The following is a 19,330-nucleotide window of genomic DNA, read 5'->3' as shown; positions in this document are numbered from 1 at the left end:
CGCCTCGTGGAGGTCGTCGTCACGCCACTCAGGCAGCGCGGTTACGCCGGGCTTCGATGATGTTGGGCAGCTGGGAGATGCGCCCGAGCAGCCGCCCCAGGGCGTCCAGACCGGGGATCTCGATGGTCAGCAGCATGTTGGCGGTGTTTTCCTCGCGATTGGAGCGGGTATTCACCGCCAGCACGTTGATCCGCTCGTTGAGCAGGATCTGCGAGACGTCGCGCAGCAGGCCGGACCGGTCGAAGGCCTTGATGAGGATGTCGACCGGATAGGTCTGCACCGGCACCGGACCCCAGCTCACCTGGATGGTCCGCTCCGGCTCGCGGCTGGCCAGCTGCAGGGCGTTGGCGCAATCCTGCCGGTGGATGGTCACGCCGCGACCGAGGGTGATGTAGCCGACGATGGCGTCGCCCGGCACCGGCTGGCAGCAACCGGCGATCTGGGTGAGCAGGTTGCCGACCCCCTGGATCTGCACATCGCCACGCTTGCCCGGCTTGTTGGTCGGCTTACGCGGGATGAGGTCGAGGGTATCGCTGCCCTTGTCCGGCTCCACCAGCTGCTGGGCGGCGTGCATCACGTGGGCCAGGCGCAGGTCGCCCGCCCCCAGGGCCGCGAGCATGTCCTCGGCGCCCTTGTAGTTGACCTTCTCGGCGAGCTTGTCGAAATCCACCGGCGGCAACGCCAGGCGCGACAGCTCGCGCTCGACCATGGCCTTGCCGGCGGCGACGTTCTGGTCGCGGGCCTGGAACTTGAACCAGTGGACGATCTTGGCCCGCGCCCGCGAGGTGTTGACGTAGCCGAGGTTCGGATTGAGCCAGTCGCGGCTGGGCGAGCCCTGCTTGCCGGTGATGATCTCCACCTGCTCGCCGGTCTGCAGCTGGTAGTTCAAGGGCACGATACGGCCGTTGATCTTGGCGCCGCGGCAGTTGTGGCCGATCTCGGTGTGCACCCGGTAGGCGAAGTCCAGCGGGGTCGCGCCCTTCGGCAGGTCGATGGCGTGGCCGTCGGGGGTGAAGACGTAGACCCGATCCGGCTCGATGTCGACCCGCAACTGATCGGCGAGACCGCCGATGTCGCCCAGCTCCTCGTGCCACTCCAGCACCTGGCGCAGCCAGGAAATCTTCTCTTCGTAGTGATTGGACGCCGACTTGACGTCGGTGCCCTTGTAGCGCCAGTGGGCGCAGACGCCCAGCTCGGCCTCCTCGTGCATGGCGTGGGTGCGGATCTGTACCTCCAGCACCTTGCCCTCCGGGCCGATCACCGCCGTGTGCAGGGACCGGTAGCCATTCTCCTTGGGATTGGCGATATAATCGTCGAACTCGCGGGGAATGTGCCGCCAGAGGGTATGCACGATACCCAGCGCGGTGTAGCAGTCGCGTACTTCGGGTACCAGCACCCGCACCGCCCGCACATCGTAGATCTGGCTGAATTCCAGTCCCTTGCGCTGCATCTTCCGCCAGATGGAATAGATGTGCTTGGCCCGGCCGCTGAGATCGGACTTGATGCCGGTGGCGGTGAGCTCGTCGCGCAGCTGGCGCATGACGTCGGCGATGTACTGCTCGCGATCCAGCCGGCGCTCGTGCAGCAGCGTGGCGATCTGCTTGTACTGCTGTGGCTCCAGGTAGCGGAAGGACAGGTCCTCCAGCTCCCACTTGATATGACCGATACCGAGGCGATGTGCCAAGGGCGCATAGATGTCGGCGACCTCGCGGGCCACCCGGTTGCGCCGCTCCTCGGTGGCGTTCTTCACCGCACGGATGGCGCAGGTGCGCTCGGCCAGCTTGATCAGGGCGACGCGCACGTCGTCGACCATGGCCACCAGCATGCGGCGCAGGTTGTCGACCTGGGTCTGGCTACCCAGCACCATGGACTTGCGCGGATTGAGGCTTTCGCTGATCGCCGCCATGCGCAGCACGCCTTCGATCAGCTTGGCCACCACCGGCCCGAAATGCTCGGCCGCGGACTCCAGGGTCGCCTTGCCCTCGCGCACCGCCCGGTAGACGATGGCGGCGATCAGGCTGTCCTGGTCCAGCTTGAGGTCGGCGAGGATCTCCGCCATCTCGAGGCCGGTGTGGAAGCTGGAGGTGCCTTCCGCCCAGGTGTGCTCGATCTGCCCGGAATTCTCTTCCGCCGTGCGGGCGAAGCCGCAGGCGTCCAGTAAGGCCTCGCGATCGAGATTGGGATCCACGCTCTGGATATGATCCAGCCAGGCGTGGAGGTTGATGCTGCCATCGACGTTGACTGGCTGATGCGCTCTGACCTGTACCATCTACCCCTTCCTCACGGCGCAGCGTTCTCGCCGGATTGGCTCGCACTGGCTGGCGAGCCGTCGTTACCCGGGCATCCCGCCCGCTTCGAACAACACCATGGCTTCCACATGGGCGGTCTGCGGGAACATGTCGAGAATGCCCGCGCGTGTCATGCGATAGCCCTGTCGCACCAGCTCACCCGCATCCCGTGCCAGGGTGGCGGGGTTGCAGGAGACATATACCAGTCGCCCCACCCCGAGCCCCTTGAGCTGCCGGACCACCTCCAGCGCGCCATCGCGCGGCGGATCCAGCAACGCCAGCGAATGGGCGCCCAGCTCGGTGGGCAGCGGGTTCGACAGGTCCACCTGTAGAAAGTGCGCGTTGCCGATGCCGTTGTCACGTGCATTTTGTATTGCCCGTGATGTCATCGCCGCTACCCCTTCGATGCCGGTGACCGTCCGTGCCTGACGCGCCAGCGGCAGGGCGAAGTTGCCCAGGCCGGAGAACAGGTCGAGGACGTGATCCTCGGCGGTCGCCGCCAGCCAGTCCAGCGCCTGGGCGACCATGGCCTCGTTGATGGGCGCGTTGACCTGGACGAAATCACCCGGCCGGTAGGCGAGCGTTAGCCCCCAGGGTGCCAGTCGATAGCCCAGTGTCGTGTCCGCGTGGTCCGGCTCGGGCTCGCCCTTGCCCTGCCACCAGAGCTGGACCTGGGCGGCCGCGCAGAAGGCGCGCAGCCGGTCCTGGTCCGCCGGTAGCAAGGCCTGGGTATGACGTACCAGCAGCGCCGTCGTCGTGCCCTGGAAGAGTTCGACGTGGCCGATGGCCTGGGGCCGCTCCAGGCCGCCCAGCAGATCCGGCAGCGCGCGCAGCAACAGCTGCAGCTCGGGCACCAGCACCAGGCACTCATCCGGGGTGACGATGTCCTGGCTGGACTCGGCGCGAAAGCCCACTTCCAGGCGGGCCTGGCGGTCGTCCCAGCGCACCGCGATGCGGGCACGCCGGCGATAACCGAATTCGGGGCCGACCAGCGGTGCGGCCCAGGCCAGCGGCTGGACGCCCGCCAGGCGCTGGAACTGTTCCGCCAGAGCCTGCTGCTTCAGGGTCAGCTGGTCGCCGTGGGGCAGGTGCTGCAGGGTGCATCCCCCGCAGCGATCGGCCACCGTGCAGGGCGGTGTACGCCGCAGCGGACTGGCCTCCAGCACCTTCAGGGTACGGGCCTCCACCACCTGGCTGCGGGCACCGAGGACCCGCGCCTCGACCCGCTCGCCGGGCAGCGCGCCGGCGACGAACCAGGTTCGCCCGCCCTCGTAGCCGATGCCGCGGCCATCGTTGGCCAGCCGCTCGATGCCCAGCACCTGGCGCTTGCCGGTCGGTACCGCGGCGGCACGGGCGCCCCCGGCGGGTTGGAAGCGCAGCCCGCCGCCGCCTCGCTTAGCGCGCGTCATAGACGCCGGTCGACAGGTAGCGATCGCCACGGTCGCAGATGATGGCGACGATGACCGCATCCTCGACTTCCCGAGCGATGCGCAGGGCGCCGGCCACCGAGCCGCCGGAAGAGACGCCACAGAAGATGCCTTCTTCGCGCGCCAGGCGGCGCATGGTGTCCTCGGCTTCCTGCTGGGACATGTCGATGATGCGATCCACGCGGCTGGCCTCGTAGATCTTCGGCAGGTAGGCCTCCGGCCAACGGCGGATGCCGGGGATGGCCGCGCCCTCCTCCGGCTGCAGACCAACGATCTGCACCTTGGGATTCTGCTCCTTGAGGTAGCGCGAGGTGCCCATGATGGTCCCGGTGGTACCCATGGAGCTGACGAAATGGGTGATGCTGCCGTGGGTCTGGCGCCAGATTTCCGGCCCGGTACCCAGGTAGTGGGCCACGGGATTGTCGCCATTGCCGAACTGGTCGAGCACCTTGCCGCGGCCTTCGGCCTGCATCCGGGTCGCCAGGTCGCGCGCGCCTTCCATGCCCTCTTCCTTGCTGACCAGGATGAGTTCGGCGCCATAGGCGGTCATGGCCGCCTTACGTTCGGCGCTGGAGTTGTCGGGCATGATCAGGATCATGCGGTAGCCCATGATGGCGGCGGCCATGGCCAGGGCGATCCCGGTGTTGCCGGAGGTGGCCTCGATGAGGGTATCCCCGGGCTGGATGTCGCCCCGGGCCTCGGCCTGGCGGATCATCGACAGCGCCGGCCGGTCCTTCACCGAGCCCGCCGGGTTGTTGCCTTCCAGCTTGAGCAGCACGGTACTGCGGGTGTCGCCGGCCAGGCGCTGCAGGCGCACCAGCGGCGTGTTACCGATGCAATCGGCGATGGTGGGATAGTGCAGACTCATGGATCAGCTCGTTCCGCCAGGGGTGAAAGCCTTCCATGATACCCCCAAACCCGCGCTGACCCTACCCGTCCGGCGCCGCCCTAGGGTCGAGCCGGGGGGACGCCGTCGCTGGCGACCTCCAGGGCGGTGGGCAGACTCAGCGACAGGATGGCTTCCGGGCCCAGGTTGGGGCGCACCTGGGGGGTCACCTGCATACCTGGCAGACTGGCCAGGCGCTCGGCCAGGCGGGCGGGAGCATCGGCCGCCACCTTGCGGGTCAGGTCCTCGCTGCCGGAGAACAGCCAGAGCTGCACCGGACGCGCACCGCCGACCCCCTGGAACTCCTGGGCCCGCTTGAGAATATGGCCCTGCTGCCAGCCATAGGCCACGTCGCTCGCCACATAGCGCTGGAAGGCCTGGGGCTGGCGGTAGAGAGTGTCGAGCACGAACAGCCCACCGTAGCCATGCCCCCAGAGGGTCTGGCGATTGGGATCGACCGGTACGCTCTGGGTCAGCAGCGGCTTGATGCGCTGCTCGATCAGGTCGAGGAAGGCCCGCGAGCCACCGGCCGGCCAGTCCTTGCGCACGTCGTCTCGGCTGCGGCCGCCATTGGGCGCCGGGGTGTAGTCGTAGGTGCGCTCCTGCATGGCGTCGGCCGCATCGGCATAACCGATGGCCACCAGCACCGGCGGACTCTTCAGTTTATGCGGGGACAGCCAGACATCCTGGAGTTGCGCCAGGGCCGCATCGCCGTCGAGCAGGAACAGCGCGGGATAGCCCATCATCGGCGCCGGTTGCTTGGGAATGCCGATATAGACCCGATAGCGTCGCTTGCCGTCCGCCGAGTCGAGCAGGTGCGTCTCGAAGCTGTAATACATCGACCCCCGCTCCACCAGGGTGGTCTTCTTCGGCTCCTGGGCCTGGGTCGGCGCCATCCAGCCAGTGCCCAGCAACAGGGCCCCGGCCAGCATCAGACTGCAACTCTTCTTCAAAGGATCTCCTCGAACGAACCGCACCGGAGCGACCGGCAGTCCCTACCAGACCACCTTCCGGGACGATGGTTGTGCACCCCGGACTAGCGCCGTGGCATCGTTCGCGAATTTTCGCGGATCGGCGAAACAGGGGGTGCGACCCCTTTCGCAAAGACTCTCTTTACATTTGGTAAAGGAGTTAGACTCGCCAATTTCCCTGGGGGACGAGTAGTGCTGGACGAATTGGGACTCAAGGGGCGCATCCTGCTGTTAAGCGTCCTCCCGACCTGCTGCATGGCGGCCCTGCTGGGGGTCTACTTCAGCTGGGTTCAGCTGTCGGACATGCGCAGCCAGTTGATCGAGCACGGCCAGCTGGTGGCCCAGCAGATGGCCCCGCTGATCGCCCCGGCCATGCGTACCGGCGACAACGAACAGCTCAACCGCATCGCCCAGCGCGCCCTGGACCAGGCCGACGTGCGCGCCATCAGCTTCCTCGACGCCGACGGTAACGTCCTCGCCCATGCCGGTCCCTCGATGACCATGGAGCTCAGCGGCGGCGACTTCCAGACCATCAGCATGAGATCCGGGCTGGATATCACCCACTTCAATCTGCCGGTGCAGACCCACGACCTGCGCCTGACCCGCAGCGACGGCAGCCCGGCGACGCCCCAGACCCTGGGCTGGATCCAGCTGGAACTCTCGCACCACGCCACCCTGCTGCGTGGCTACCGCAACCTGGTCGCCGGGCTGCTGCTGATCCTGCTCGGCCTGGCCTTCACCGCCTTCGTCGCGGTGCGCATGGGCCGGCGCATCAACCGGCCGCTGCAGGTGATCGCCCAGGGCGTCGGCCAATTGCAGGAAGGCCGCCTGGAAACGCGACTGCCCACCCAGCTCGGCAGCCCCGAATTCGACGAACTAGCGACCGGCATCAATCGCATGGCCGAAGCCATGGAAAACGCCCAGTTCGAGATGCAGAACAACATCGACCAGGCCACCGAAGACGTGCGCCAGAATCTGGAAACCATCGAGATCCAGAACATCGAACTCGACCTGGCCCGCAAGGCGGCCCTGGAAGCCAGCCGCATCAAGTCGGAATTCCTGGCCAACATGAGCCACGAGATCCGCACTCCGCTCAACGGCATCATCGGCTTCACCAACCTGATGCAGAAGAGCGAGCTGACCCCGCGCCAGCAGGATTACCTGAGCACCATCCAGAATTCCGCGGAGAGCCTGCTGGGCATCATCAACGAGATCCTCGACTTCTCGAAGATCGAAGCCGGCAAGCTGGTGCTCGAGAACCTGCCGTTCAACCTGCGCGACATGATCCAGGACACCCTGACCATCCTGGCGCCCTCGGCCCACGAGAAGCACCTGGAGCTGGTCTGCCTGGTGTATCGCGACACCCCGACCCATCTGGTCGGCGATCCCCAGCGGCTGCGCCAGGTCCTCACCAACCTGGTGAGCAACGCCATCAAGTTCACGCACTCGGGCACCATCGCCGTGCGCGCCATGGTCGAGGAAGAGACCGACGACCATGCCCAGCTGCGCATCAGCGTCCAGGACACCGGCGTCGGCCTGACCGAAGAAGACCGGCAGATGCTGTTCCAGGCCTTTTCCCAGGCCGACAACTCCCTGACTCGCCAGGCCGGCGGTACCGGCCTCGGCCTGGTGATCTCCAAGCGCCTGATCGAACAGATGGGCGGCGAGATCGGCCTGGAGAGCATTCCGGGCGAGGGCTCGGAATTCTGGATCACCCTCAACTTGCCCAAGGCCCACGGCAGCGTGGAGAACCACAAGCGTATCGCCCTGGCCGGCCGTCGCGTCGGCCTGATGGAGCCGCACCCCCTCACCCGCCAGGCCATGCAGCACCAACTCGAGGAATGCGGCCTGAGCGTCGAGCTGTTCGAGACCCTCGAACAGCTCAGCGAGGCCGTCGCCCATCCCGCCTCCGGCAAGTTGCCGGTGAGCCTGGCGGTGCTGGGCGTGAGTGCCCGCAGCATCCCGCCGGACCTGCTCACCGAACGCATCTGGGAGCTGGGCCGCCAGGACTGCAATACCCTGGTCTATTGCCCGACCACCGACCAGGCGGTCTTCCATGCCTCGCTGCCCGACGTCCATTGCCAGCTGCACGCCAAGCCGGCCTGCAGCCGCAAGCTGGAACAGGCGGTGGCCGAGCTGCTCAACCAGCGACCGCAACGCAACGAAAGCGGCGGCCTGGGCATCACCGACCGCCCGCCCCGGCTGCTCTGCGTGGACGACAACCCGGCCAACCTGCTGCTGGTGGAGACCCTGCTGACCGACCTGGGCGCCCAGGTCACCGCCGTGGACAGTGGCTATGCCGCCGTGGAGGCGGTCCAGCAGGAACGCTTCGACCTGGTGTTCATGGACGTGCAGATGCCCGGCATGGACGGTCGCCAGGCGACCGAGGCGATCCGCGACTGGGAAACCAGCGAAGGCGGCACGCCGGTGCCCATCGTCGCCCTCACCGCCCACGCCATGGCCAACGAGAAACGTGCCCTGCTGCAGAGCGGTATGGACGATTACCTGACCAAGCCCATCAGCGACCGGCAACTGGCGCAGGTCATCCTCAAGTGGACCGGGCTGCGCCTGCTGCACAGCTCGGCGCCCGAGGTCGCCAGCCTCAACAGCGGCGGCCAGGACATTTCCACCCTGCCGGTGATGGACCAGGACGAGGGACTGCGCCTCGCGGCCAACAAGCCGGACCTGGCCAAGGACCTGCTGAGCATGCTGCTCGCCTCTCTGGCCGCGGACCGCCAGGCCATCCGCCAGGCCCGCGAGGACGGCGACCGCATCGCGCTCATCGAACGGGTCCACCGCCTGCACGGCGCCACCCGCTATTGCGGCGTGCCCCAGCTGCGCGCCGCCTGCCAGCACAGCGAGACCCTGCTCAAGCAGGGCGCGCCCACCTCCAGCCCCGCGCTGGACGAACTGGACGCGGCCATCGTCAACCTGTCCACCCAGGCCAAGAGCCCGCTCTGAGCGGGCACTAGTCCTCGAACAGCCTGAGCTGCAGCGCCGCTTCGCGCAGGTCGGTCAGGCGCACGCCTACGCCGAGCAAGCGCACCGGCCGGTTGCCGCGGCGATAGGCCTGCTCCAGCAGGCGTCGATAGCTGTCGAGGTCACGCCCGGCGCCCTGCTGCTCCAGGGTCGTCTGGGTGAAGTCGTGGAACTTGACCTTGATGAAGGGCCGCTCCGGGCGATAGCGATCGGCCAGGCGGGTCAGCCGCTCCTCGAGCTTGGCCAGCAACTCGGGCAACTCCTTCACGCAGGCCGCCGCGTCGGGCAGGTCGCGATCATAGGTGCGCTCGACACTGGCCGACTGCCGCTGGCTGTCCACCTTGACCTGACGCTCGTCGATCCCCTGGGCCAGCGACCAGAGCCGCTCGCCGAAGCTGCCGAATTCGCGTAGCAGGTCGAAACGCGACCAGGCCTGCAGATCACTGCAGCGCACGATCCCGCGCCGCTTGAGCTTGTCCGCGGTGACCTTACCCACCCCGTGCAGCTTGGCCACCGGCAGCTCGGCGACGAAATCGGCGACCTCGTGAGGGGCGATGACGAAGAGGCCATTGGGCTTCTTCCAGTCGCTGGCGATCTTGGCGAGGAATTTGTTCGGCGCTACCCCGGCGGACACGGTGATATTCAGCTCCTCCCAGACCCGGCGGCGGATATCCCGGGCGATCAGGGTGGCGCTGCCGTTGAACAGCTCGCAGCGGGTAACGTCCAGGTAGGCCTCGTCCAGGGACAGCGGCTCGATCAGCTCGGTGTAGTCCTGGAAGATCCCGTGGATCTGCCGCGACACTTCCTTATAGACATCGAAGCGTGGCTTGACGAACACCAGGTCGGGGCAAAGCTTCTGCGCCTGGTGCGACGACATCGCGGAGCGCACGCCGAAGGCCCGTGCCTCGTAGTTGCAGGTGGCGACCACCCCGCGCCGGTCGGGAGTGCCCCCTACCGCCAGCGGCTTGCCACCCAGGCGCGGGTCATCGCGCATCTCGATGGACGCATAGAAGCAGTCGCAGTCGACATGGATGATCTTGCGCTGCGGCTGGGGCGGCAGCTGGGCGGGAGAGGTATCCGGAGCCATGGAAGAGGATGCCGGGCCGGGCATTGTGGCTGATTATCCGTACAGTAAGCCAAGCTCACCCGGATTTGTCCACGGCGGGCGACGAATCGAACGCTAGCCGACGTCCTGCAACAGTCGTTGCCGATAGACGACCTCTTCGCGCAACTCATCGACCACGGCCTTGAGGTCGTGGGCGTGATGCAGCTGGTCATAATAGAGGTCGCGCTCCGCGATCACCCCGTCCGCCGTGGTGACCATCAACCGCGCGAAATGCTCGCTGCGCTCGAGGAACTCGATGCGGCCCAGGCCCTGGAGGTGATGAAGCAAGGTTTCCAGCAGGAGATTCATGGCGACCCCTCGGACTTTCCTGGTCAAACGGCTCAGTCGCGCTGCCCATCGTCGAAAGGAGCACTCTCGTCGCCGGCGATGACGCTCAGATCCTCTGGTTGGCCGGATCGAACATGGCGGGAGGTGTTATCCAGCAGCTCCTGCGCGGCAGCGCGGAGCGTCTTCATGTCGTCGACGAGCAATTCGACTTTCTGCACGACCTTAAGTGCCATCTCGGTGGCACCGTTGGCGCTGCTACCGGTCAACGCCAGCGAAAGATTGCACAACTGGGCGACGAGCGCCGCTACATCCTGTTCCATCACGCGCATGATGCGCTGATCCAGACCGTTCGAATCCTGGTGCATGGGAGTTCTCCGTAACGCACCAAGGATAGCACATGGCCATTATTCGCTCAGCAGCGAAGCGGCGTTTTGCTATCACCTTCTCATTTGGCTGCAAGCGGCTCCCGTCGGGTCCGGGGACTCTTTTCCTGGACCTTGGGTCGACAGATGACGTACATCCAGGAGACTACTCATGAAACGCCCTCTACTCGTGTCCACCGCCCTCATCGCCAGCCTCCTGCTCGGCGGCTGCTTTGATCGCGACCAGTCGGATCAGCAGAATCGCTCCAGCGGGGAAAAGGCCTCGGTGCAGATGCAGAAAAGCGACGGGGACAAATGACCTCGCCCCGGCCTCGCCAAATAAGCCTTTGAAGAATATTAAATTTTTTCTTGACGAATTTTTTCTTGGCCCTATACTGAGCCCCATCGGACGCGGGATGGAGCAGTCTGGTAGCTCGTCGGGCTCATAACCCGAAGGTCGTTGGTTCAAATCCAGCTCCCGCAACCAAATTCGAAAAAACCACTCTCTTGAGTGGTTTTTTTTTGCTTGGAATTTGGCCCCGGGCTGGTCCCAAGCGGTGCGAACTCTGTAGCTATAACGGCTACAAAGATTGGTATAGAGCTTTTTTATCTGTACAAGGCTTGGCAAACCGCGCGCGACCAGTAATCTGACGCGCGTTTCCTGTTCAGAGGAGTTTGCATGACTGCACCTGATCCAGCCAAAGAGGTCTCCTCGAAGCCGGTGTCCCCCGCGGAGCATCCCGTTACCCCCCCTCCGGCGCTGCCCTGGCGCCTGCTGGAGCGGCTGACGGCCTATCGGCAACCCATCGAGCTGGGCGTGACCCTGGTGCTGTTCGCTGCCGCCCTGGTGGTCTGCTGGCACCTGCTGAGCAGCATCGACGGTGAAGCCCTCCACGATGCCCTGCACGACATCCCGCATTCCTCCCTGATCGGCGCGCTCCTGGCAGCCGCGGCTGGCTTCGCCATCTTGCTCGGCTACGAGTGGTCGGCGATGCGCTTCGCCGACGTCAAGCTGCCGACACGGGCCTGGACCCTCGGCGGCTTCACCGCCTTCGCCATCGGCAACGCGGTGGGCCTGTCCATGCTGTCCGGTGGCTCGGTTCGTTATCGCCTCTATGCGCGCCAGGGCCTCAGCGCGCTGGAAGTGGCGCAGATGACGGTGTTCTCCAGCCTGGCCCTGGGCACCGCCCTGCCGCCACTGGCCGCCATCGCCGCCCTGACCAACCTGCCCGCCTCCACCCAGGCGCTGCGGGTGCCGGAGGCGGTGATCGTCACCGTGGCCGGGCTGATCCTGGCTGGCTACGCGGTGGGCATCCTGATGCTGCGCCGCTGGCGGGCGCCCGAGCAGCCCTGTGCCCACGCCCTGCATTTCCGCCTTGGCAAGCGCGTCCTGCGCCTGCCGACCCTGCGCCTGTCGGCCCTGCAACTGGCCATTACCATCCTCGACGTCATCGCCGCCTCGATGGTGCTCTACCTGCTGCTGCCGACCGCCCCGCCGTTCGGCGCCTTCCTGCTCGTCTACCTGCTGGCCCTGGCCGCCGGTGTGCTCAGCCATGTACCGGGTGGCGTAGGCGTCTTCGAAGCGGTACTGCTGGCGGCCTTCGCCAACGAACTGGGCGCGGCCCAGTTGGCGGCGGCGCTGGTGGTGTACCGGTTGTTCTATGTGCTGCTGCCCTTCGTCATCGCCTGCCTGGTGCTGCTGTTCAGCGAGGGCCGGCGCCTGCTGTCGAACAGCCCGGCGGTGCGCGTCGCCTCGGGCCTGGCGGCGCCCATCCTGGCCATCCTGGTTTTTTTTTCTGGGGTGGTGCTGCTTTTTTCTGGGGTCACCCCTGAAATAGACACCCGCCTGGAGGGCATGGATTTCCTGCTGCCCCAGCGGTTGATCGATGCCTCCCACCTGGGCGCGAGCCTGATCGGCGTCGTCTGTCTATTGCTGGCGCAGGGATTGCGTCGGCGCCTGTCCGCGGCTTGGGCGGTGACCTTGGTCTTGCTGTTGCTGGGTTCCCTGCTGTCCCTGTTGAAAGGTTTCGACTGGGAGGAAGCCTCCATCCTGGCCATGACGGCGGCCTTGCTCGCCACCTTCCGCAAGTCCTTCTACCGCCGCAGCCGGCTGATGGAGCAACCCTTCTCGCCGCTGTACGTGACCGCCAGCATCTGCGTGGTCGCGGCGTCGGTCTGGCTGCTGCTGTTCGCCTACCAGGACGTACCCTACGAGACCCGCCTCTGGTGGCAGTTCGCCCTGGACGCCGATGCTCCCCGCGGCCTGCGGGCCGCCCTCGGCAGCTCGGTGCTGTTGTTGATCATCGCCCTGGGCTGGCTGCTGCGTGCGGCGCCGCCCGCCATCGAGGCGCCCGATGCGGCGGAGCTCGAACGCGCCTTCGCCATCGTGCGCAAATCCAGCCAGCCGGATGGCGGCCTGGTGATGACCGGCGACAAGGCGCTGCTTTTCCACGAAAGCGATGCTGCCTTCCTGATGTACGGCCGGCGGGGTCGCAGCCTGATCGCCCTGTTCGACCCCATCGGGCGAGCGCAGCCGCGCGCCGAGCTGATCTGGAAATTCCGCGACCTCTGCGACCTGCACCATGCGCGCCCGGTGTTCTACCAGGTCCGTGCCGAGAACCTGCCGTTCTACATGGACATCGGCCTGACCGCGCTCAAGCTCGGTGAAGAGGCCCGTGTCGACCTCCACGCCTTCGACCTGGACAGCAAGGGCAAGAAGGACCTGCGCTATACCTGGAACCGCGGCCAGCGCGACGGCCTGGCCATCGAGTTCCATGCGCCCGGCGAAGCGCCCCTGGACGAGCTGAGGGCCATCTCCGACGTCTGGCTGGAGAGCAAGCAGGTGCGCGAGAAAGGCTTTTCCCTGGGCCGCTTCGACGAGGCCTACCTTAGCCACTTCCGTATCGCCGTGGTGCGTTTCCAGGGTAAGGCGGTGGCCTTCGCCAACCTGCTGGAGACCGAGCGGCCGGACCTGGCCAGCATCGATCTGATGCGGGTCACCGCCGATGCCCCCAAGCAGACCATGGAATTCCTCATGCTCGGGCTGATCCTGCACTTCAAGGCCGCCGGCTTCGCGCGCTTCTCCCTGGGCATGGTGCCCCTGGCGGGATTGCATCCCCGCCGTGGCGCGCCCATCACCCAGCGCCTGGGCGCCATGGTGTTCAGGCGGGGGGAACAGTTCTATAACTTCCAGGGGTTGCGTCGCTTCAAGGACAAGTTCGATCCGGAGTGGGAGCCGCGCTACATGGCCGTGCCCGCCGGCCTGGACCCCCTGGTCGCCTTCGCCGATACCGCTGCCCTAATCGCCGGGGGTTATACCGGCCTGGTCAAACGTTGAGACTTCTATGCTGAAACGTGCACTCGCGGTACTGCTCGTCATCCTGCTGATCGCCGGGGGCCTGGGCTGGTGGTGGCTCCATCGTTGGCCAGCGGCGCCCCAGGTCAGGGTACAGGCCCAGCCGGACGGTCGCCTGCTGACCATGGCGGCGCCCAAGGGAGAGCCCCATGCCCGCGTGGTGCTGGCCACCCCGCCGGACCTGCAGCTGGCCGATGCCGACCTGCTGAGCCTGGCCACCAACACCGGCGCCGAAATCGTCCAGTACGAGGTCAAGGTGCTCAACAGCTGTCAGGCGCAGAGCGACGACTTCGCCAGCGCGGCCAAGGAATTGAGCGCCGCCCCGACCTTTGTCGGCGGCATCGGCCCGGGCGCCGCCCGGGCCTGGCGCTGGCTGGCCACCCAGAGCGGCGACAAGGTCGCCGCCCTCAGCGTCGGCTTCAACCTGGACACCCTCGACTGCCCCGATCCGCTGCCGGCCAAGGCCGCCGCCGGTCAGTGGCATATCGCCTGGAATGACCATCCCACCGACGAGTCGGCCATCTTCGTGCGCCAGCAGAGCAACGCCGACCTGACCATCGCCGACTACGGCACCGCCCTGCCAGTGGTCCTGCGCGAACAGCTCAAGACGCGGTTGCTCGGCCAGCACAATGACATCCCGACCATCGAGATGCCCGCCGACCCGGACGTCAAGCCGGGCCATCCGGACGTCGTCACCATCTTCTACTCGGGTGACGGTGGCTGGCGCGATATCGACCGTCTCTCGGCCCAGGCCATGAACGAGGAAGGCTATCCGGTCGTCGGCGTCGACTCCCTGCGCTACTTCTGGCAGCACAAGAGCCCTGAGCAGGTCGCCGCCGACCTGGCCGCCCTGATGCAGGAATATCGCGAGAAGTGGAACGCCAAGCACTTCGTGCTGGCCGGCTATTCCTTCGGCGCCGACATCCTGCCGGCGGTGTACAACCGCCTGCCCAAGGCCGACCAGGACCAGGTGTCCTCGCTGCTGCTGCTCGCCTTCAGCCGCAAGAGCAACTTCGAGATCGCCGTGGAAGGCTGGCTCGGCAAGCCGGGCGACGAGGCCGATACCCTGCCGGAAACCAGCAAGATTCCCGCTGCCAAGCTGTTCTGCGTCTATGGCGAGGAAGAGAAGGACGAGAGCGGCTGCACCCAGCCGGGCCAGCCGGGCGAGAAGCTGGGCCGTCCGGGCGGTCACCACTTCGACGAGAACTACGACAAGCTGGCCGACTTCATGGTCAAGGCCATCGAGGCCCGTACGCCGCAATAGCGTGCAGCGTCCGGGCCCGCGGGGCCCGGACGAACGGCTGGAACAAGGGTGCTGTCTCCGGCGGTCTATGGCTGCATAGCCACGGAGACCCTGTCATGAGTACACCGCTATCCGCCGATGCCGCCAGCAAGATCCTGGTGGATGCCTTCCAACCCCTTGGCTGCCTGGTGTCCTCCGGCGCCGACGGCCACGACCTCGCCCTGGGCGTGGTCGACGCCAAGGGCCGGACGCTCTACACCGAGGACCAGCTGAGCGAGGCGGACTACAGCGATCCGCTGCGCCTGGCGGGCTACATAGGCACCGTGCGCAGCGAACTGGAAGGTCGCGGCCATAGCCTCGACAGCTGGCAGATGCCCTTCATCACCGATCCCGACGCCCTGCCGCCAGCGGTGTTCAACTAGCCCAGAAAAAAGGCCCCTGCAGGGGCCTTTTTTCTGGGCGGGACGGATCAGATCTCGACCTGGGTCCCCAACTCGATCACCCGGTTCACCGGCAGCTTGAAGAATCTCAGGTTGCCGTTGGCGTTCTTCATCAGGAACACGAAGAGGTTTTCCCGCCAGGGCGCCATGCCGAGGCGCTTGGAGGCGATCACCGTCTCCCGGCTGAGGAAATAGGTGGTGCGCATCGGGGTGAAATCCAGATCCGCATGCGGGCAGTGGCTCAGCGCCAGAGGAATGTCGGGCTCGTCCATGAAGCCGTAGTGCAGCACCACGCGATAGAAGCCATCGCCGAAGTCCTCGACCTCCATCCGTTCCCCGCGTGACACCCGCGGCCGGTCCTCGTACCGCACCGTGAGCAGTACCACCTGCTCGTGCAGCACCTGGTTGTGCAGCAGGTTGTGCAGCATGGCGTGGGGCACCACGTCGGTCCGTGCGGTGAGGAATACCGCCGTGCCCTTGGCGCGGAACGGCGGCTGCGCGCGAATGCTGCTGATGAAGATCGGCAGCGGCAGCGCGCCGTCGTCCAGGCGGTCGACCACCAACTGGCGACCGCGCTTCCAGGTCGTGAGCAGGGTGAAGATGATGATACCGGCGATCACCGGGAAGGAGCCGCCGGAGAAGATCTTGGGCGCGTTGGCGGAGAAATACAGGAGGTCCACCAGCAGGAAGCCGATCAGCAGCGGGACCATGGCCCACCGCGGCCACTTCCACAGCAGCAGGATCACCGCCGACACCAGGCAACTGGTGATCAACATGGTACCGGTCACGGCCACGCCGTAGGCTTCGGCCAGGTTGGCGGAGGACTGGAAGGTGAGAATCAGGAAGATCACCCCCAGCATCAGCGTCCAGTTCATCAGCGGAATGTAGATCTGCCCCTGCTCCTGGCTGGAGGTGTGCTGGATCTGCATGCGCGGGATATACCCCAGCTGGATGGCCTGCTGCGTCATGGAGAAGGCCCCGGTGATCACCGCCTGGGAGGCGATCACGGTGGCCAGGGTCGCCAGGCCGATCATCGGCAGCAGCAACCATTCCGGCGCCAGCAGGTAGAAGGGATTGCGGACGGCGGACGGGTCGGCGAGCAGCAGCGCGCCCTGGCCGAAGTAGTTGAGTACCAGCCCCGGCAGCACCAGCAGCAACCAGGCGCGGGCGATGGGCTTGCGGCCGAAGTGGCCCATGTCGGCATAGAGGGCTTCGGCACCGGTCAGGGCCAGGACCGCCGCGCCCAGGACGATGAAGCCCTTGGCCGGATTGGCGGCGAAGAACTCTACCGCCCAGTAGGGATTGAAGGCCTTGAGCACCTCGGGCTGCTGGACGATGCCATAGACCCCGAGGGCGCCGAGCGAGGTGAACCAGAGCACCATCACCGGGCCGAAGAACTTGCCGATGGTCGCGGTACCGCGCTTCTGGATGGCGAAGATGCCCACCAGGATGATCAGGGCGATGGGCACCACCCAGGCGTCCAGTCCATCGAACGCCAGTTCCAGGCCCTCCACGGCCGAGAGCACCGACACCGCCGGGGTGATCATGCTGTCGCCATAGAACAGTGCCGCGCCGAACAGCCCGAGCAGCACCAGGGTCGTGGCCAGGCGCGGCGAGCCTTGAGCCGCGCGGCGAGCCAGGGCGGTGAGCGCCATGATGCCGCCCTCCCCCTGGTTGTCGGCACGCATGACGAAGGTGATGTACTTGAGGGTCACCACCCAGATCAGCGACCAGAAGATCAACGACAGGATGCCCAGCACGCTGTCGTGGTTCAGCGGCAGGCCATAGTGGGGCGAAAAGACTTCCTTGAGCGTATAGAGCGGGCTGGTACCGATGTCACCGTACACCACGCCGGTGGCGAGAACGATCATTCCCAAGGCCGAAGGGGCTTTACCACCGTGCTCGTGTTCCGGACGGCTCATGCAGGGCTCCTAGAGTCGAAAATCGGCGCATCCTGCGCCGAAGCGGCGCCGGGATCAAGTCGAAAGACCGGCACGGCAGGGAGGACAACCCCTCAGCGCAGCGCCTTCCGCAACATAGACTCTTCTGTCGGCAAAAAGCTCTGCGCTATCGATGCGCCGTCCTTTCCTCTTCCAAGCACGGGCAGAGATGGCTAGAATCGCGCGTTTTTTGATCAAGGCGCCTCCTGAGCGCCCGCCGAGGTTAGCCCATGTCCATCCAAACGTCCGCCCCCAAGGTCGGTTTCGTCAGCCTCGGCTGTCCCAAGGCCACCGTCGACTCCGAACGCATCCTCACCCAGCTGCGCATGGAAGGCTACGAGATCGTGCCGACCTATGAAGATGCCGACGTGGTGGTGGTCAACACCTGCGGCTTCATCGACAGTGCCAAGGCCGAGTCCCTGGACGCCATCGGCGAGGCCATCGCCGAGAACGGCAAGGTGATCGTCACCGGTTGCATGGGCGTCGACGAGGGCAACATCCGCGGCGTGCATCCCAGCGTCCTGGCGGTGACCGGCCCGCAGCAATACGAGCAGGTGGTCAGTGCCGTCCATGAGGTGGTCCCGCCGCAGCTCGAGCACAATCCGCTGATCGACCTGGTGCCGCCCCAGGGCATCAAGCTGACCCCGCGCCACTATGCCTATCTGAAGATTTCCGAGGGCTGCAACCACAGCTGCAGCTTCTGCATCATCCCCTCCATGCGCGGCAAGCTGGTCAGCCGGCCCGTGGGCGACGTGCTGTCCGAGGCCGAGCGCCTGGTCAAGGCGGGCGTCAAGGAGCTGCTGGTGATCTCCCAGGACACCAGTGCCTATGGCGTGGACCTCAAGTACAAGCTGGACTTCTGGAACGGCCAGCCGGTCAAGACGCGCATGCTGGAACTGTGCGAGGCGCTGTCGGGCATGGGCGTCTGGGTGCGGCTGCACTACGTCTACCCCTACCCCAACGTCGATGACGTCATTCCGCTGATGGCCGCCGGCAAGCTGCTGCCCTATCTGGACATCCCCTTCCAGCACGCCAGCCCCAAGGTGCTCAAGTCCATGAAGCGCCCGGCGTTCGAGGACAAGACCCTGGCGCGCATCAAGCGCTGGCGCGAGATCTGCCCGGAACTGACCATCCGCTCCACCTTCATCGTCGGCTTCCCCGGCGAGACCGAGGAAGACTTCCAGTACCTGCTGGACTGGCTCACCGAGGCCCAGCTGGATCGTGTCGGCTGCTTCCAGTATTCACCGGTTGACGGCGCCCCGGCCAACGACCTGGGGCTGGAGCCGGTCGCGGATGACGTCAAGCAAGACCGCTGGGAACGCTTCATGGCCCACCAGCAGGCCATCTCCGCCGCGCGCCTGCAGCTCAAGATCGGGCGGGAGATCGAGGTACTGATCGACGAGGTGGACGACCAGGGCGCCATCGGCCGCTCCTTCGCCGATGCCCCGGAAATCGACGGCAACGTCTATGTTGACAGCGCCACTCCGCTCAAGGCCGGAGACAAGGTCTGGGTACGGGTGACCGACGCCGACGAATACGATCTCTGGGCCGAAGCGCGCTAATCGTGGAGGCGGTGCGTGCCGGGCACATGGGCGTGTCCGGCCGCGCTGCAGTGCGCCTGGGTCGGTGACGGCGCGGCCGGCTGGCCGAGTTCCCGCAGGATGCCGCAACGGGCGCCGTCGCCCTCTCCCTGGCATTGGTGACGCAAGCTCACTAGTTGTTCCCGTAGTTGGCTGAGTTCGCGGATGCGCACTTCCACGTGGTGCAGATGGGCACCGATCAGGGCATCCACCTGAGCGCAACCGGGTTCGCTGGTATCGCGCAGCGCCAGTAGCGCGCGGATTTCCTCCAGCGTCATGTCGAGGGAGCGGCAGTGCCGGACGAACACCAGCCGTTCGACGTGGCTCTCTTCATAGCTGCGGTAGTTGCTGCTGCTGCGGGCCGCCGGACTGAGCAACCCTTCTCGCTCGTAGTAGCGGATGGTCTCCACCGCGCAGTCGGTACGCCTGGCCAGTTCGCCGATCTTCATTGCCCACCTCGGACTCT

General features: G+C 66.1%; 15 protein-coding genes and 1 tRNA gene. 7 read left to right on the top strand and 9 right to left on the bottom strand.

Annotation, left to right across the window (positions count from 1 at the left end):
• Positions 1-28 precede the first annotated feature (28 nt).
• The 4 genes from relA to ACYJP6_RS19595 form a co-directional block, all read right to left on the bottom strand.
• Positions 29-2,269, bottom strand: a complete 2,241-nt coding sequence (gene relA, locus ACYJP6_RS19610; RefSeq protein ID WP_459477021.1) for a GTP diphosphokinase — start codon at positions 2,267-2,269, stop codon at positions 29-31.
• 63 nt (positions 2,270-2,332) lie between these two features.
• Positions 2,333-3,697, bottom strand: coding sequence for a 23S rRNA (uracil(1939)-C(5))-methyltransferase RlmD (rlmD, locus tag ACYJP6_RS19605; RefSeq protein ID WP_459477018.1), 1,365 nt, complete (start codon positions 3,695-3,697; stop codon positions 2,333-2,335).
• Positions 3,684-4,583 (bottom strand): cysteine synthase CysM, encoded by a 900-nt coding sequence (gene cysM, locus ACYJP6_RS19600; protein WP_459477016.1) that lies wholly within the window; start codon positions 4,581-4,583, stop codon positions 3,684-3,686. The genes rlmD and cysM overlap by 14 nt, the downstream gene beginning before the upstream one ends.
• A gap of 80 nt (positions 4,584-4,663) precedes the next feature.
• Positions 4,664-5,554, bottom strand: a complete 891-nt coding sequence (locus ACYJP6_RS19595; RefSeq protein WP_459477014.1) for an alpha/beta hydrolase — start codon at positions 5,552-5,554, stop codon at positions 4,664-4,666.
• Between the two features lie 210 nt (positions 5,555-5,764).
• Between ACYJP6_RS19595 and ACYJP6_RS19590 the strand changes: the two genes are divergently transcribed.
• On the top strand, positions 5,765-8,533 hold the full coding sequence (locus ACYJP6_RS19590; protein ID WP_459477012.1) for an ATP-binding protein: 2,769 nt from the start codon (positions 5,765-5,767) through the stop codon (positions 8,531-8,533).
• Positions 8,534-8,540: 7 nt separating this feature from the next.
• Here ACYJP6_RS19590 and dinB read toward each other — a convergent pair whose 3' ends face one another.
• The 3 genes from dinB to ACYJP6_RS19575 all read right to left on the bottom strand — a co-directional run bounded on the left by dinB (position 8,541) and on the right by ACYJP6_RS19575 (position 10,309).
• Positions 8,541-9,638, bottom strand: a complete 1,098-nt coding sequence (gene dinB / locus ACYJP6_RS19585) for a DNA polymerase IV (protein ID WP_459477010.1) — start codon at positions 9,636-9,638, stop codon at positions 8,541-8,543.
• A gap of 93 nt (positions 9,639-9,731) precedes the next feature.
• Positions 9,732-9,965 carry a hypothetical protein gene (locus tag ACYJP6_RS19580; protein ID WP_459477008.1) on the bottom strand — a complete coding sequence of 78 codons (234 nt, stop codon included), beginning with the start codon at positions 9,963-9,965 and terminating at the stop codon, positions 9,732-9,734.
• 32 nt (positions 9,966-9,997) lie between these two features.
• The gene (locus ACYJP6_RS19575) at positions 9,998-10,309 is read right to left on the bottom strand and encodes a hypothetical protein (RefSeq protein ID WP_459477006.1); all 312 of its coding nucleotides are present in this window, start codon (positions 10,307-10,309) and stop codon (positions 9,998-10,000) included.
• A gap of 169 nt (positions 10,310-10,478) precedes the next feature.
• Between ACYJP6_RS19575 and ACYJP6_RS19570 the strand changes: the two genes are divergently transcribed.
• The 5 genes from ACYJP6_RS19570 to ACYJP6_RS19550 all read left to right on the top strand — a co-directional run bounded on the left by ACYJP6_RS19570 (position 10,479) and on the right by ACYJP6_RS19550 (position 15,326).
• Positions 10,479-10,625, top strand: a complete 147-nt coding sequence (locus ACYJP6_RS19570) for a hypothetical protein (protein ID WP_459477003.1) — start codon at positions 10,479-10,481, stop codon at positions 10,623-10,625.
• Positions 10,626-10,716: 91 nt separating this feature from the next.
• Positions 10,717-10,793 (top strand) — tRNA-Met (locus ACYJP6_RS19565).
• 192 nt (positions 10,794-10,985) lie between these two features.
• Entirely contained in the window at positions 10,986-13,643 is a 2,658-nt protein-coding gene (gene mprF / locus ACYJP6_RS19560) for a bifunctional lysylphosphatidylglycerol flippase/synthetase MprF (protein WP_459477001.1), read from the top strand.
• Positions 13,644-13,650: 7 nt separating this feature from the next.
• Positions 13,651-14,925 (top strand): virulence factor family protein, encoded by a 1,275-nt coding sequence (locus tag ACYJP6_RS19555; RefSeq protein WP_459476998.1) that lies wholly within the window; start codon positions 13,651-13,653, stop codon positions 14,923-14,925.
• Positions 14,926-15,020: 95 nt separating this feature from the next.
• The gene (locus ACYJP6_RS19550) at positions 15,021-15,326 is read left to right on the top strand and encodes a hypothetical protein (RefSeq protein WP_459476996.1); all 306 of its coding nucleotides are present in this window, start codon (positions 15,021-15,023) and stop codon (positions 15,324-15,326) included.
• A gap of 47 nt (positions 15,327-15,373) precedes the next feature.
• On the opposite strand, the gene ACYJP6_RS19545 is transcribed toward ACYJP6_RS19550, so the two are convergent.
• The gene (locus ACYJP6_RS19545; protein ID WP_459477507.1) at positions 15,374-17,215 is read right to left on the bottom strand and encodes a potassium transporter Kup; all 1,842 of its coding nucleotides are present in this window, start codon (positions 17,213-17,215) and stop codon (positions 15,374-15,376) included.
• A gap of 305 nt (positions 17,216-17,520) precedes the next feature.
• Between ACYJP6_RS19545 and rimO the strand changes: the two genes are divergently transcribed.
• Positions 17,521-18,846: a 30S ribosomal protein S12 methylthiotransferase RimO gene (gene rimO, locus ACYJP6_RS19540; protein WP_459477505.1), complete on the top strand. Its 1,326-nt coding sequence runs from the start codon at positions 17,521-17,523 to the stop codon at positions 18,844-18,846.
• On the opposite strand, the gene cadR is transcribed toward rimO, so the two are convergent.
• The gene (cadR, locus tag ACYJP6_RS19535) at positions 18,843-19,313 is read right to left on the bottom strand and encodes a Cd(II)/Pb(II)-responsive transcriptional regulator (RefSeq protein ID WP_459476994.1); all 471 of its coding nucleotides are present in this window, start codon (positions 19,311-19,313) and stop codon (positions 18,843-18,845) included. The two genes, rimO and cadR, sit on opposite strands and share 4 nt — an antisense overlap.
• Between the last annotated feature and the right edge of the window lie 17 nt (positions 19,314-19,330).

The organism is Pseudomonas sp. No.117 (assembly GCF_054558395.1).
This window is presented reverse-complemented; position numbering and strand designations above follow the sequence as displayed.

Coding starts and splice junctions, on each gene's coding strand:
- ACYJP6_RS19580 (WP_459477008.1), bottom strand. CDS start 9,965: ATGAATCTCCTGCTGGAAACCTTGCTTCATCACCTCCAGGGCCTGGGC.
- mprF (WP_459477001.1), top strand. CDS start 10,986: ATGACTGCACCTGATCCAGCCAAAGAGGTCTCCTCGAAGCCGGTGTCC.
- ACYJP6_RS19550 (WP_459476996.1), top strand. CDS start 15,021: ATGAGTACACCGCTATCCGCCGATGCCGCCAGCAAGATCCTGGTGGAT.
- cysM (WP_459477016.1), bottom strand. CDS start 4,583: ATGAGTCTGCACTATCCCACCATCGCCGATTGCATCGGTAACACGCCG.
- dinB (WP_459477010.1), bottom strand. CDS start 9,638: ATGGCTCCGGATACCTCTCCCGCCCAGCTGCCGCCCCAGCCGCAGCGC.
- rlmD (WP_459477018.1), bottom strand. CDS start 3,697: ATGACGCGCGCTAAGCGAGGCGGCGGCGGGCTGCGCTTCCAACCCGCC.
- ACYJP6_RS19570 (WP_459477003.1), top strand. CDS start 10,479: ATGAAACGCCCTCTACTCGTGTCCACCGCCCTCATCGCCAGCCTCCTG.
- ACYJP6_RS19545 (WP_459477507.1), bottom strand. CDS start 17,215: ATGATCGTTCTCGCCACCGGCGTGGTGTACGGTGACATCGGTACCAGC.
- cadR (WP_459476994.1), bottom strand. CDS start 19,313: ATGAAGATCGGCGAACTGGCCAGGCGTACCGACTGCGCGGTGGAGACC.
- relA (WP_459477021.1), bottom strand. CDS start 2,269: ATGGTACAGGTCAGAGCGCATCAGCCAGTCAACGTCGATGGCAGCATC.
- ACYJP6_RS19555 (WP_459476998.1), top strand. CDS start 13,651: ATGCTGAAACGTGCACTCGCGGTACTGCTCGTCATCCTGCTGATCGCC.
- ACYJP6_RS19575 (WP_459477006.1), bottom strand. CDS start 10,309: ATGCACCAGGATTCGAACGGTCTGGATCAGCGCATCATGCGCGTGATG.